Raw genomic sequence first — 13,616 nt, 5'->3', positions numbered from 1 at the left:
TCAGCGTACCGAGCGCAGGGAGTTGTTGACCCGTGGCAGCACGCGACCCATGACTTCAGCGATGTAGCTCAGGAACAGGGTGCCCACCGAACTTTTGTAGTGCTGCGGATCGCGGCTGGCGATGGCCAGGATGCCGTGGATGCCCTGGTGGCTGATGGCAACGACCGCGGTGGAGCCGATCTGCTTGCGTTGTTCTTCGCCGAACAGGAAGTCCAGCTCATGTTCGCGCAGGCTGCCGCTGACGCTTTTTTCTTCCGAGAGCAAGCCGCCGATGGCCACTTGTGCTTCGGCGTGAGTGGCCCAGCGGCCGACTGGCATGGCGTTGTCACCAAGCAGGATGAGACTGACGAAGGGCACCTGGAATTCCTGGCGCAGGCTGTCTTCGACGCACATCACCACGTCTTCCAGGCTGGCGGCATCCATCAGCGCCAGGATCAGTCGACGGGTCTTGTCGAAGAGACGATCGTTGTCGCGGGCCACGTCCATCAGGTGCGAGAGGCGATGACGTAGTTCGATGTTGCGGTCGCGCAGGATGGTCATCTGACGCTCCACCAGCGACACGGTATCGCCGCGCCGATGGGGGATGCGCAGGGACGGGAGCAGTTCTTCGTGCTCGACGAAGAAGTCCGGATGAGCCTCCAGGTACGCGGCTACAGCCGCCGCCTCCAGGCTTTCGGACGGTGATTCGTCAGCTTGTCGTGCGGGTACCTGGGGCTTGTCGGTCATGGGTTTCGCTCACTCAAAGACGCACTTGTCCTTCATATACGCGCACTGCCGGGCCGGTCATCATCACCGGTTGGCCAGGGCCTGCCCATTCGATGGACAGGCGCCCGCCAGGCAGGTCGATCAATAGCGGCGAATCCATCCACCCCTGGCTGATCGCAGCCACTGCGGCAGCACAGGCGCCGGTTCCGCAAGCCTGGGTTTCCCCGGCACCGCGTTCCCAGACGCGCAACTGCGCGCGGCTCCGGTCGATGACCTGGAGAAAGCCGACATTGACCCGTGCCGGGAAGCGCGGGTGATGTTCGATTTTCGGGCCCAGTTCATGCACCGGTGCGTTGTTGATGTCGCTGACCCGTACCACCGCATGGGGATTGCCCATGGACACGGCAGCCAGATCGACCGGGGTGCCGTCGACGTCGACCTGATAACTCTTGGCCTGCTCCGGCGCCTGGAACGGAATATCCGCTGGCACCAGGCGCGGGGCTCCCATGTTGACGCTGATCTGGCCGTCGTTACGCACGTCCAGCTCAATGATGCCGCTTTTGGTTTCGACGCGAATCACACGTTTTGCGGTCAGGCGCTTGTCGAGCACAAAACGGGCGAAGCAGCGCGCACCGTTGCCGCATTGTTCCACTTCGGAACCGTCGGAGTTGAAGATCCGATAGCGGAAGTCCACGTCCGGGTTGCTCGGCGCCTCGACGATCAGCAACTGGTCGAAACCGATGCCGGTGTGCCGGTCGCCCCATTGCTTGGCATGCTTGGGCAGAATGTGCGCGTGCTGGCTGACCAGGTCGAGGACCATGAAGTCGTTGCCCAGGCCGTGCATCTTGGTAAAACGCAGCAGCATGGTTTTACTCCGGCAGCAGGCTTTCGCCAGCAAACAACTCGGCTACCGTCTCACGGCGACGCACTTCGAATGCCTGATCACCGTCCACCAGCACTTCAGCGGTACGACCGCGGGTGTTGTAGTTGGAGCTCATGACAAACCCGTAGGCACCGGCCGAATGCACGGCCAGCAGGTCGCCTTCTTCCAGGGCCAGCTGACGATCCTTGGCCAGGAAGTCGCCGGTCTCGCAGATCGGGCCGACGATGTCGTAGGCGCGGGCAGCGGTAGTGCGTGGGCGCACGGCTGTGACGTCCATCCAGGCCTGGTACAGCGCCGGGCGGATCAGGTCGTTCATGGCTGCATCGACGATGGCGAAGTCTTTGTGCTCGGTGTGCTTGAGGTACTCGACCTGAGTCAGCAGCACGCCGGCATTGGCCACGATGAAGCGGCCCGGCTCGAACACCAGCGCCAGGTCACGACCGTCGAGGCGTTCACGCACGGCCTTGATGTAGTCGGCGGCCAATGGCGGCTCTTCGTCGCGATAACGCACACCCAGGCCGCCACCGAGATCGATGTGGCGCAGGTAGATGCCGCAATCGCCGAGGCGGTCGACCAGGCCCAGCAGGCGGTCGAGGGCGTCGATGAACGGCGGCAGGGTGGTCAGTTGCGAGCCGATGTGGCAATCGACGCCGACCACTTCCAGGTTCGGCAGCTGCGCGGCACGCACGTACACGTCTTCGGCGTCGGCGATGGCGATGCCGAACTTGTTCTCTTTGAGACCGGTGGAAATGTACGGGTGGGTGCCAGCATCGACGTCCGGGTTGACGCGCAGCGAAATCGGCGCGCGAACGCCCAGTTCGGCGGCGACCACCTGCAGGCGTTCCAGCTCGTCGGTGGATTCGACGTTGAAGCAGTGCACGCCGACTTCCAGGGCGCGACGCATGTCGCCACGAGTCTTGCCGACGCCGGAGAACACGATCTTGTCGGCGCTGCCACCAGCGGCCAGTACACGCTCCAGCTCACCACGGGAGACGATGTCGAAACCGGCGCCCAGACGCGCCAGGACATTCAGGACACCCAGGTTGGAGTTGGCCTTGACCGCATAGCACACCAGGTGCGGCGTGCCGACCAGCGCATCGGCGTAAGCCAGGTATTGGGCTTCGATGTGCGCACGGGAGTAAACGTAGGTGGGTGTACCAAAGCGCTCGGCGATGGCAGACAGGGCAACACCTTCCGCGAACAGTTCACCGTCACGGTAGTTAAAAGCGTCCATGAGGTTCCCTTATTGGTAGACGTCGTGCTTGTGTGCTTTGGAGGCAGGCTGCTGTTGCGACGACTTGGCCTGTTCGACAGGGTCCTGGTCTTCGTCAGGCAGGTAGAGCGGGCCTTTTTGACCGCAGGCCGACACAAGGCAGGCGACCGCGAGGAGCGCAGCAAGGGAAGAGATCAGGCGCTTCATGGCGAAATCCTTGAAAATGCATTAATTGCGCCGGAGTATACCGGCCACCCGGCGGCTTGCCTATGCAACGGACCGCCCGTCCGGCGGGCCTTGGCCCGATGCCGGTCGGTATCATGCAATCCGTGTGGGAGCGGGCTTGCTCGCGAAGGTGTCGTGTCAGTCGACATCAATGTTGAATGTCAGTCCGTATTCGCGAGCAAGCCCGCTCCCACAGGTCGTTATCCTTTGCAATCGACGGAGCTCGGTCGTATCTTGCGGCGCTTGAGCCTGATCAGACACTTTTTGAGGTTGCCGTAATGAGTTTGTCCGAAGCGCGTTTCCATGACCTGGTCGATGCCACCCAGCAATCCCTGGAGGACATCTTTGACGAGAGCGACCTGGATATCGATCTGGAGAGCTCGGCCGGTGTGCTGACCGTCAAGTTCGAAAACGGCACTCAGTTGATCTTCAGTCGTCAGGAACCACTGCGCCAGCTGTGGCTGGCGGCGGTATCCGGTGGTTTCCACTTCGACTACGACGAAGAGAGCGAGCGTTGGATGTGCGACAAGAGCGAAGAGCAGTTGGGTGAAATGCTCGAGCGTATCGTCAAGCAACAGGCTGACGTCGATCTCGATTTCGAAGGCCTGTGAGATCGTGACCCAGCCTGCGCCTGTCCGTGCGCCCAAGCCGCTCTACAGCAATGTCAGCCCGGCGGTGCCGTCGCCGTGCAGCGGTGTGTGTCGGCTGGACGAGCAGAAAGTCTGCCTGGGCTGCTTCCGCCATGTCGAAGATATCCGCGAATGGCGCTCGGCCGATGACGAGCGCCGGCGGGTGATTTGTGCGCAGGCCTCGCAGCGCAAACAGGGCTCCGGGCCATGACTTGTATATTTTTTGAGCTGTGATAGTGTCCAGATATGCCTCAACCCATCGAGGCTTGTGAAAACCCCGCCTTTTTCTGGCGGGGTTTTGCTTTTTTTCGTGCAGAAGAAAGGAGTCTGCCCAGATCATGACCGCACCTTCCATCACCCTTACCCGTCTGGACGTACAGCGTCTGGAGCGTCTGATCGACAGCCTGGACGAGACGCTGCCGGGTGTTATCGCGCTGCAGACAGAACTGGACCGCGCCGATACCCTGGTCGGTCACGATGAAGTGCCGGCGGATGTCGTGACCATGAACTCCCGTGTGCATTGCCGCGAAGAAGGCAGTGGCAAGGACTACCACCTGACCCTGGTGTACCCCAAGGATGCGAATGCCGACGAAGGCAAGATCTCGATCCTGGCGCCGGTGGGCAGCGCGCTGCTCGGCCTGAAGGTTGGCCAGCACATCGACTGGCCGGCTCCGGGCGGCAAGACCCTGAAACTGACCTTGCTGGAAGTCGAGTCGCAGCCTGCCAATGGCGGCGCGTTCCCGGAGTGACATCCCCTCAGACCTGCCCGAGTGCCTCGTTCAATGCGCGCTCCAGGTCAGCCTTGTAACGCAGGTACAGATGGGTGGAACTCTGCCCTTCGCCGAGCAGGCCTGACAGGTCGAGGTCGGTGATGTAGCAGCGGTAGCGTTCGGTTTCCTGGCGCTGCCCGACGATTTCCCGGGCGACCACGCTGAACAGCTGGTCGCCATGCTCCAGTTCGGAAAACTCCCGTTGATTGCAATACAGCGTCACCTGCACTTGGCCCGGTGCGGCTTTGCCGACGATCGCCTGCACGTCGTAGAACGGTTTGTTCATCGGCGTCTGTGGTATCGGCCGGGTTTCGATGCGGCGCGCGCGGCCAGGGCCTGACGGCAGCAACTGGCAATACAGGGTGTCGAGGTTCAGCGGGTGGGCGGCGTCCATCGGCAACAAGGCATCGCGACGGTACTGGATCGATTGCAGGAAGCGCTGCAGCGGTACCAGCAGGCTTTGCTCGTCGTGCCAGGGCAGGCGTTGCTGCCACAGGGCATTGAACTCATCGAGTACGTACACATCAGCCTGATCTTCGTTGACCCGGTAGAACACTTGAATGCAGTCCGGCTGGCCCGTGGGCAGGAACAGCGCAAGGTCGTGCTCTTCCAGTGCCTTTGGGTCCAGGTGAAGCGGGCTGTAGCTCACCATTTCTTCGCCCAGGTAATCGATCAGCGCCGGCAGAGTGGTCAGCGCGATGTGTTGGACCTGGCCCGGCACCAACTCCAGAACGTGGTAGTGCTGCTGGACCTGGATCAGGTAGCGATGATTGAGCCGGCTCAGCAGCAGGTTCTGCGCGGTATCGAGAATTTCTTCCACCCGTTGGGCGATGAACTGCGCACGGTTATGGCAGAAGCAACGCACCCGCAACTTCGGCTGCTGCGGCCCGGCCGGCAGGTTGTTGAGGTAGTCGCGGATGCAGTCGAGCAGGGCGTGGGGGCCGTCGTAGCGGCCGACCAGCACTTCGTTCCAGCTATTGAGCGTGACCTGGTCCAGGGTCAGGACCAGATTTTCCCGGACGCCAGCGTAGCTCAGGGAGTCGGTGCGCTCGGTGGTCATCAGGATATTCAGGTCGCGATGGTGCTTGAGCGGATCGATGCCGACGTTGACCAGAATCAGCACTTCACTCGGTACGCTGGCACGCAACAGAGGTTCTTCGGCGACGGTGGGCAAGGGCAGGGCGATGGTCTGTTGCAGGCTACCGAGCAGGTTGAACAGTTCGAATTCGCTCAAGTCGCTGGTGCCGGGATGCAAGGCCAGGCGGGTGCTGCTGTCGATCACGCCATTGCGGTGGCACCAGGTCAGCAGTTCCAGCAAGTGACGGCTGCGCTTGATCGGTGCGAAATGTTCCCATTCCAGCGCCGTCAGGCTGCCGTTGTACAAACCCCACAGGCTTTGTCCCGGTTCTTTCTTGTTCGCTGCGTGCACCAGCGTCAGGGTGTCTTCGGCCAGGTCCGGGGCGATGCCGGGGTTGATGAACTCGACTTTGCCGGCCTTGCGCTCGAAAGCGGCATGCAGTCGGCGTCCGAGGACGCTCAGGTCGCGCTTGTTGATGCGACTGACCGTCTGTTCGTGACGGGCAAACTGGGTGAGGAAGCGATAGCTGTAGTTCAGCTCGTTGACCAGCGCCCGTCGCTCGGCGCTGACCTGGCGGACTTTCCACTGACTGCGGCTGTCGAGCAGAGCCAGTTGCCGCTGGTCCCAGTGCCATTCGCGGGCGAGGCGCTCAAGCAATGAACGTTGCCAGCTCTGGGTGCGGCTGCTGCCGGTCAGCTTGCGATTGACCTTCAGGTACAGCGCACGACGCACCAGTTCCAGCCGTTCCGGTTCGTTGCGGGCGAGCAGGTATTCTTCGATGCGCCGGTACACCACGACGTACGGATCCAGCTCGTCGAGGTCGAGGCGGTTGGCGAACACTGCTTGCTTGAAGCGCAGGCTCAGGCAATGGACCCTGGGGTGTTCGCTGGCGTAAACCTCGGTCAGCAACAGCTTGAGCACCGACTTGTACGGCGACTCGATGCCCTTGAACAACTGCCAGAGCCCGGCACCGATGAATTCGCCGGGCGGGATGAAGGCCAGGTTGCCGAGGTCGAGGGTTTCATCGGCGCGGATAAAGCGTTTGGAAATCAGGGTATGGGTGTAGCGGTCGTAGCTCGACTCTTCATAGACCGGCACCAGCCACCAGATCGGTGTACGCCCGGCCAGCCAGATCGCGGTGCGGTAAAACTCGTCCAGCAACAGGTAGTGCTGGGTGGTGCCGCAATCCTCCGAACTGAGCTGGGTATCGCGCTCGCCGCGGACGAAACGGCTCGGGTCGACCAGGAAAAAGTGCGCTTCGGCGCCCTGGCTGGCGGCCCAGGCTTCCAGCAGCTGGCACTTTTTGCGCAGTTCGGCGAGTTCACTCTCGGTCAGGTCCGGCCCATGGCAGACCCACACATCCATGTCGCTCTGGTCGGCTTGTGCCAGGGTGCCGAGGCTGCCCATCAGGAACAGTCCGTGAATCGGCCGGGGCGGGTTGCTGCCGTGGCGCGGCTTGTAGGAAAACGAGCGGGTCAGGCGCTGGGCTTCAGCGAGGACATTGGCATCCGGCTCGAAATTCGACAGCCCGGCCGGCGTACTGCCGGAAACGTAGCCGGGCAGCAGCGGATGATTGACGTGGAAAAACAGCGGCAGCAAGGTCAGGACCCCTTGCTGGCGGGTCGACAACCCTTCCATGGCACGAGCCATGCGTCCTTCGTTGAGTTTCAGAAAGCGTGCGCGCAGCTGGCTGAGAACCTTGCGGTCGATTCCCTCGTCCAGATCAGGGCGGATTTCATGGGTGCGGGTCATGTCAGCTCAAACCGGCTCGCAGGGCTCGGACGTGGGAGTCTCAGGTGAGGGGCAGTTTAGCGCCTCGGCCACGGGACTTTTAAGCTGATTTTGTATTTCTGGCGTCAGACTTCTATCGCGTCGCGACAGCGGGCAACAAAATGCGCCCGCGGAAATCCTTCAGCAGGGGTTTCCGTGGGCGATGCGGGGGAATTCAGGCTGTTTCTTCGGCTCTCAGAATGGTGAGCACGGTTTGCACACTTTGCGCGGCGTCACGACCCAGGCTGGTGAGATAGCCGCCATCAGGCTGGTCGATCAGATCTTTTTCAAACAGGCGTTTGGCAGCGGCAATGGCTTTCGGGGCAGCGGTCTGATGAATTTTCAAACCTTCCTGGGAACTGTCCAGGTTGAAGAGTGCGAGGATTTCCAGTTCGGCAACCAACTCAGGGGTAAGCGACATAGGGACTCCAGACTTTCTAGGAATTGGGCGACAGCGCCCCTAAGGTGAACCCGCTTGTGCGGCATGTCCAGTGCTTGCGGCAGGGTTTTTTCGCTTCTGTAGGAGCGAGCCTGCTCGCGATGGTCGTCAACGATGACGCGTAAAACCAGATGTCCCGTGGCGCTCTCGGGTTTTTCGCGAGCAAGCTCGCTCCTACAGGGGGGGCGTGGGCTTATTGCTTTTCCGGTGGCAATTCGGGCAACGCGCGCAGTGCAGCTTCGTACCATTCGGTGTTGAACGCGCGGTCTTCTTCGAGGATCGCGTCGATTTCTACCGCCAGAACGTGGGCCATCAAGTTGAGGATCTCTTCCCGCTCGTAACCCACCAGCGTCAGCTTGTTGAACGTCGCCTTGGCGGCTGGCGGGTTGTCGCTTTCGATTTGATTCTCAATGGCTTCGATCAGCGTGTTCTCGGCGAACTCTTCTTCGTCGATGTCGTCTTGGTTGGTATCGGGGGTCGGCTCGCTCATGGCAGGCTCCTCAGGGAAAGGTGGCCAGTTTACCCGCATTCAGCCGCGTGATGCTGCTGGCAAGAATCCCGGCAGCGTTCTATAAACAGGCACTGCCCACCCCGCATGGCCTGGAGGCTTTGTGATGATCAAGCTTTATGGATTCTCCGTCAGTAACTACTACAACATGGTCAAACTGGCGCTGCTGGAAAAAGGACTGCCCTTCGAAGAGGTGCCGTTTTACGCTGGCCAGACACCTGAAGCGCTGGCCATCAGTCCACGCGGCAAGGTACCGGTGTTGGGTGTTGAACAGGGCTTCATCAATGAAACCAGCGTGATCCTCGAATACATCGAGCAAACTCAGAAAGGCAAACCACTGCTGCCGAGCGATCCGTTCGAGCGCGCTCAGGTGCTGGCACTGGCCAGGGAAATCGAGCTGTACATCGAATTGCCGGGGCGAGCCTGCTTCGCCGAAGCGTTTTTCGGCACGAGCGTGCCGGAAGCGATCAAGGAAAAAACCAGGGCCGAACTGTTGCTGGGGATGGCAGCGCTGGGCCGGCATGGCAAATTCAGCCCTTACGTGGCTGGCGACAGTTTGAGCGTGGCGGATCTGTATTTCCTGTTCAGCGTGCCGCTGGCGTGTGGGGTCGCCAAGAAGTTGTTTGGCATCGATCTATTGGCCGAGATGCCGAAGGCCAAGGCGTTGCTGGAGTTTTTGGGGGGTAATCCGAATGTGCAGCGTGTGGCGGCTGATCGGGAAGCGGCGATGCCGGCGTTCATGGCGATGATTGCTGCCAAAAAGTAGTTCTGTGGCGTTTTGAAGTCAGTCATCGCGGGCAGGCCCGCTCCCACACTGGATTGTGTTTGCACATCAAACCTGTGGGGACGGGCTTGCTCCGGGCGGCGAGCCGACGAAGCTTTTAGCGGCTGGCGAGCAGCGTCTGACCGCGCGCTACAGCAGCTTTCACCTGTGCCGGCGCAGTACCGCCGATGTGGTTACGGGCATTGACCGAGCCTTCGAGGGTCAGCACGGCGAACACGTCCTGATCGATCTGGTCGCTGAACTTGCGCAGCTCTTCCAGGCTCATTTCCGCCAGGTCCTTGCCGCTGTCCACGCCGTACTTCACGGCATGCCCCACAATTTCGTGGCAATCGCGGAATGGCAGGCCGCGACGCACCAGGTAGTCGGCCAGGTCGGTAGCGGTAGAGAAGCCGCGCAGGGCCGCTTCGCGCATCATCGCGTGCTTGGGCTTGATCGCCGGAACCATGTCGGCGAAGGCCCGCAGCGAATCGCGCAGGGTGTCGGCGGCGTCGAATAGCGGTTCCTTGTCTTCCTGGTTGTCCTTGTTGTAGGCCAGAGGCTGGCCTTTCATCAGGGTCAGCAGGCCCATCAGTGCGCCGAACACGCGACCGGTCTTGCCGCGCACGAGCTCCGGCACGTCCGGGTTTTTCTTTTGCGGCATGATCGAGCTGCCGGTGCAGAAACGGTCGGGCAGATCGATGAACTGGAACTGCGCGCTGGTCCACAGCACCAGCTCTTCGGAGAAGCGCGAAAGGTGCATCATCGCGATGCTGGCGGCCGAGCAGAACTCGATGGCGAAATCGCGATCGGAAACATTATCCAGCGAATTGCCGCCAACCGCGTCGAAACCCAGCAATTGTGCGGTGTATTCACGATCGATCGGGTAGGTGGTGCCAGCCAGTGCCGCGCTGCCCAGCGGCATGCGGTTGGTACGTTTGCGGCAGTCGACCAGGCGTTCGTAGTCGCGGCTGAGCATTTCGAACCAGGCCAGCATGTGGTGCCCGAACGTCACCGGCTGTGCAGTCTGCAGGTGGGTGAACCCCGGCATGATGCTGGCGGCTTCACGCTCGGCCTGCTCCAGCAGGCCTTTTTGCAGGCGGGTGATTTCGGCCAGGATCAGGTCGATCTCGTCACGCAGCCAAAGACGGATGTCGGTGGCGACCTGGTCGTTACGACTGCGGCCGGTGTGCAGCTTTTTACCGGTCACGCCGATGCGGTCGGTCAGTCGCGCCTCGATGTTCATGTGGACGTCTTCGAGGTCGATGCGCCAGTCGAACTGGCCGGCCTCGATTTCACCCTGGATGGTCTTCAGGCCATCGATGATGCTGTCGCGCTCGGCATCGGTCAGCACGCCGACCTTGGCCAGCATGGTGGCGTGGGCGATCGAGCCCATGATGTCGTGGCGATACAGGCGCTGGTCGAAGGTGACGGAGGCGGTGAAGCGGGCGACGAAGGCGTCGACGGGTTCACTGAAGCGGCCGCCCCAGGACTGATTGGTCTTGTCAGTGCTCATGAATTCGCTCGTATCGGCTTGATGAAAGAAGGCGTGGAACGCTGGCGCGGATAATAACAGGGTTGCCAATCCTGTCGCTGACACTGGTCGACACGTTTTCACTGGACCTGTAGGAGCGAGCAGGCTCGCGATGATCCTGAGCGCGACGCGTGTATCCAGGATACCCGCGTTTTCGTTAACGCCCATCGCGAGCAAGCTCGCTCCTGCATTAGCGCAACGATATTTTTCAATTGAGCTGTATCGTCCCGGCAACCGTCTACAGTTGGACAATAGGATCAGCGCACTTCTCGGTGCAGCCGCTGACCATAAAAAAGAGTGGGGTGTTCATATTGCGTATCAGCAAACCCTGTGGCGATGTGTCGCCAATGCGGGCCTGGGCCGCCAGTTGCCTGGCAGATGAAAATTTAGCCGCCCGACCAGCGGCACTTTTTGACGCTCGGGCTAGTCTTAGCGTGGATCGCGGTGACAGACGTCACTTCACCTGTCTACGCTATCCTTGTGCGAGACTCACGCAGGAATCCAGCGCAATATGAATGTCCTGATCGTTGATGACGAACCCTTGGCCCGCGAGCGCCTGAGCCGAATGGTTGGCGAACTCGAGGGATACAGTGTCCTGGAGCCTAGTGCCACGAATGGCGAAGAGGCGTTGGCACTGATCGACAGCCACAAGCCGGATATCGTGCTGCTTGATATCCGCATGCCCGGCCTCGATGGCCTGCAAGTGGCTGCGCGGTTATGCGAACGCGAAACTCCGCCCGCCGTGGTGTTCTGCGCCGGGCCCGATGAATTTGCCGTGGAAGCCTTACAGGCCAGCGCCGTAGGCTATCTGGTGAAACCTGTGAGAACTGAACAGTTACATGACGCATTAAAGAGAGCCGAGCGCCCCAGCCGTGCCCAGCTCGCCGCCCTGACCCGCCCTGCTGCCGAAAGCGGCAACGGCCCGCGCAGCCATATCAGCGCCCGAACCCGTAAAGGGATCGAGCTGATTCCGCTGGATCAGGTGGTGTACTTCATTGCCGACCACAAATACGTGACCTTGCGCCACGAGGGCGGTGAGGTGCTGCTCGATGAGCCGCTCAAGGCCCTCGAGGACGAATTCGGTGACCGTTTCGTGCGTATCCATCGCAATGCACTGGTCGCCCGCGAGCGTATCGAGCGATTGCAACGCACACCCCTGGGGCATTTTCAGCTGTTCCTCAAAGGCCTCAACGGTGATGCGCTGATCGTCAGCCGGCGCCATGTGGCTGGTGTGCGCAAGATGATGCAGCAGCTTTAATCAGCTGTCCGCAGGTGAATTTCACACCCGATTGCCGGACATCCGGGGCCAGGGAGGCCGAGTAGTATCTGATACAAGTCAAAGTGGATTTGGCTGAGCTGTTATTATCTGCCGTATCTATTCAGTACGGATTGATCCATGTCCTCTCGCCAGATCCGCATCGCCACCCGCAAAAGCGCACTCGCCCTGTGGCAGGCCGAATACGTCAAAGCCCGCCTTGAGGCGGCTCATCCGGGCTTGCTGGTGACCCTCGTCCCGATGGTCAGTCGTGGCGACAAGCTGCTCGACTCACCGCTGTCGAAAATCGGCGGCAAGGGCCTGTTCGTCAAGGAACTCGAAACCGCGCTGTTGGAAAATGAAGCCGACATCGCCGTGCACTCCATGAAGGACGTGCCGATGGACTTCCCCGAAGGCCTCGGCCTGTTCTGCATTTGCGAACGGGAAGACCCGCGCGATGCCTTCGTTTCCAACACCTACACCAACCTGGATGAGTTGCCCCAGGGCAGCATCGTCGGCACCTCCAGCCTGCGCCGCCAGGCTCAATTGCTGACCCGTCGTCCGGACCTGGAAATCCGCTTCCTGCGCGGCAACGTCAACACCCGCCTGGCCAAGCTCGATGCCGGCGAATACGACGCCATCATCCTCGCCGCGGCCGGCCTGATCCGTCTGGGTTTTGAGGATCGCATCACATCGGCCATCAGTGTCGACGACAGTCTTCCAGCCGGTGGCCAGGGTGCGGTGGGGATCGAATGCCGCAGCGCCGACAGCGAAATTCATGCGCTGCTGGCACCCCTGCATCACCAGGACACCGCCACTCGCGTGACCGCCGAACGTGCCCTCAACAAGCACCTCAATGGCGGTTGCCAGGTGCCGATTGCCTGTTACGCCGTGCTGGAAGGTGAACAGGTCTGGTTACGTGGGCTGGTCGGTGATCCGAGTGGTGGCCGGCTGCTCAGTGCCCAGGCTCGTGCGCCGCGTGGCGATGCCGAGGCTCTTGGTGTGCAAGTGGCCGAAGACCTTTTGAGCCAGGGCGCCGACGAGATTCTCAAAGCGGTCTATGGCGAGGCTGGTCACGAGTGACCGGCTGGCGCTTGCTGCTGACGCGTCCCGCCGATGAGTCGGCGGCGCTGAGCAGTTTTTTGGCCGAGCAGGGGATATTCAGTAACAGTCTGCCGCTTTTGGACATCGTGCCGGTTGCGACCACTGACACAATGCACCAGGTGATTCAGGCGCTGGATCAGTTCTGCGCCGTCATCGTGGTCAGCAAGCCGGCCGCCCGGATCGGTGTCGAGCTGCTTGAGCGGTTCTGGCCAACGCCGCCCGCTGTGAAGTGGTTCAGCGTCGGTGCGGCGACTGCGCAGATCCTCGAGGATCACGGATTGGACGTGAGCTTCCCGGCAGAAGGCGATGACAGTGAAGCCTTGCTCGAACTTTCCCGACTGCGCGAGGCTATCGCACAACCCGATGCGCGAGCGCTGATCCTGCGCGGGGAGGGTGGGCGCGAGTTGCTGGCTGAGCGTTTGCGTGAGCTTGGTGCTAGTGTCGAGTACCTGGAGTTGTACCGCCGGGCATTGCCGGTTTACCCGCCGAAAGCGCTGCCGGAACGGATCCAGGCGGAACGCCTGAACGGGCTGGTGGTCAGCAGTGGACAAGGTTTTGAGCACCTGCATCAGTTGGCCGGCGATGCCTGGCCGCAATTGGCGCGGTTGCCGTTGTTTGTACCAAGCCCCAGGGTTGCCGAGCTGGCGTATGCCGCCGGGGCCAAAACAGTTGTGGATTGTCGCGGTGCCAGTGCCGCGGCCTTGCTGACGGCGTTACGGGAGCATCCCGTGCCCGTTTTCTAA

General features: G+C 61.3%; 15 protein-coding genes. 7 read left to right on the top strand and 8 right to left on the bottom strand.

The window, feature by feature from the left end:
* The 4 genes from AC06G5_RS29380 to lptM are packed head-to-tail and all read right to left on the bottom strand — an operon-like array spanning position 1 to position 3,008.
* The gene (locus AC06G5_RS29380; protein WP_085716236.1) at positions 1-726 is read right to left on the bottom strand and encodes a DUF484 family protein; all 726 of its coding nucleotides are present in this window, start codon (positions 724-726) and stop codon (positions 1-3) included.
* 13 nt (positions 727-739) lie between these two features.
* Positions 740-1,570: a diaminopimelate epimerase gene (gene dapF / locus AC06G5_RS29375; RefSeq protein WP_008015513.1), complete on the bottom strand. Its 831-nt coding sequence runs from the start codon at positions 1,568-1,570 to the stop codon at positions 740-742.
* A 4-nt stretch (positions 1,571-1,574) separates the two neighbouring features.
* Entirely contained in the window at positions 1,575-2,822 is a 1,248-nt protein-coding gene (gene lysA, locus AC06G5_RS29370; protein WP_413427682.1) for a diaminopimelate decarboxylase, read from the bottom strand.
* 9 nt (positions 2,823-2,831) lie between these two features.
* Positions 2,832-3,008 carry an LPS translocon maturation chaperone LptM gene (gene lptM / locus AC06G5_RS29365; RefSeq protein WP_007980804.1) on the bottom strand — a complete coding sequence of 59 codons (177 nt, stop codon included), beginning with the start codon at positions 3,006-3,008 and terminating at the stop codon, positions 2,832-2,834.
* Between the two features lie 296 nt (positions 3,009-3,304).
* Here lptM and cyaY point away from each other — a divergent pair, with 296 nt between their 5' ends.
* The 3 genes from cyaY (at position 3,305) to rnk (ending at position 4,404) form a co-directional block, all read left to right on the top strand.
* Positions 3,305-3,637: an iron donor protein CyaY gene (cyaY, locus tag AC06G5_RS29360; RefSeq protein WP_413427683.1), complete on the top strand. Its 333-nt coding sequence runs from the start codon at positions 3,305-3,307 to the stop codon at positions 3,635-3,637.
* Between the two features lie 4 nt (positions 3,638-3,641).
* Positions 3,642-3,866, top strand: coding sequence for a DUF1289 domain-containing protein (locus tag AC06G5_RS29355; RefSeq protein WP_413427684.1), 225 nt, complete (start codon positions 3,642-3,644; stop codon positions 3,864-3,866).
* A 127-nt stretch (positions 3,867-3,993) separates the two neighbouring features.
* The gene (rnk, locus tag AC06G5_RS29350; RefSeq protein ID WP_274073692.1) at positions 3,994-4,404 is read left to right on the top strand and encodes a nucleoside diphosphate kinase regulator; all 411 of its coding nucleotides are present in this window, start codon (positions 3,994-3,996) and stop codon (positions 4,402-4,404) included.
* 7 nt (positions 4,405-4,411) lie between these two features.
* Here the strand turns inward: rnk and AC06G5_RS29345 are convergent, their stop codons facing one another.
* From AC06G5_RS29345 to AC06G5_RS29335, 3 genes are all read right to left on the bottom strand, one after another.
* Positions 4,412-7,255 (bottom strand): class I adenylate cyclase, encoded by a 2,844-nt coding sequence (locus AC06G5_RS29345; protein ID WP_413703822.1) that lies wholly within the window; start codon positions 7,253-7,255, stop codon positions 4,412-4,414.
* Positions 7,256-7,448: 193 nt separating this feature from the next.
* Positions 7,449-7,694 (bottom strand): TIGR02647 family protein, encoded by a 246-nt coding sequence (locus AC06G5_RS29340; protein WP_057398707.1) that lies wholly within the window; start codon positions 7,692-7,694, stop codon positions 7,449-7,451.
* 211 nt (positions 7,695-7,905) lie between these two features.
* Complete coding sequence (locus tag AC06G5_RS29335; RefSeq protein WP_008015502.1) at positions 7,906-8,202, bottom strand: hypothetical protein; 297 nt, start codon at positions 8,200-8,202, stop codon at positions 7,906-7,908.
* 124 nt (positions 8,203-8,326) lie between these two features.
* On the opposite strand from AC06G5_RS29335, the gene AC06G5_RS29330 reads away from it, so the two are divergent.
* On the top strand, positions 8,327-8,986 hold the full coding sequence (locus AC06G5_RS29330) for a glutathione S-transferase family protein (protein WP_413703823.1): 660 nt from the start codon (positions 8,327-8,329) through the stop codon (positions 8,984-8,986).
* A gap of 115 nt (positions 8,987-9,101) precedes the next feature.
* Here the strand turns inward: AC06G5_RS29330 and argH are convergent, their stop codons facing one another.
* On the bottom strand, positions 9,102-10,496 hold the full coding sequence (gene argH / locus AC06G5_RS29325; RefSeq protein WP_413427687.1) for an argininosuccinate lyase: 1,395 nt from the start codon (positions 10,494-10,496) through the stop codon (positions 9,102-9,104).
* Positions 10,497-11,025: 529 nt separating this feature from the next.
* Between argH and AC06G5_RS29320 the strand changes: the two genes are divergently transcribed.
* The 3 genes from AC06G5_RS29320 (at position 11,026) to AC06G5_RS29310 (ending at position 13,616) form a co-directional block, all read left to right on the top strand.
* Positions 11,026-11,772, top strand: coding sequence for a LytR/AlgR family response regulator transcription factor (locus tag AC06G5_RS29320; RefSeq protein WP_008015500.1), 747 nt, complete (start codon positions 11,026-11,028; stop codon positions 11,770-11,772).
* A 138-nt stretch (positions 11,773-11,910) separates the two neighbouring features.
* Positions 11,911-12,852: a hydroxymethylbilane synthase gene (hemC, locus tag AC06G5_RS29315; protein WP_413427688.1), complete on the top strand. Its 942-nt coding sequence runs from the start codon at positions 11,911-11,913 to the stop codon at positions 12,850-12,852.
* A complete protein-coding gene (locus tag AC06G5_RS29310) occupies positions 12,849-13,616 on the top strand; it encodes a uroporphyrinogen-III synthase (protein ID WP_413427689.1) in 768 nt (255 codons plus the stop codon). The genes hemC and AC06G5_RS29310 overlap by 4 nt, the downstream gene beginning before the upstream one ends.

This window comes from Pseudomonas sp. WT-JTC (assembly GCF_056711565.1).
Note: the sequence above shows the minus strand (reverse complement) of the source record. Positions and strands in the feature narration are given on the sequence as shown.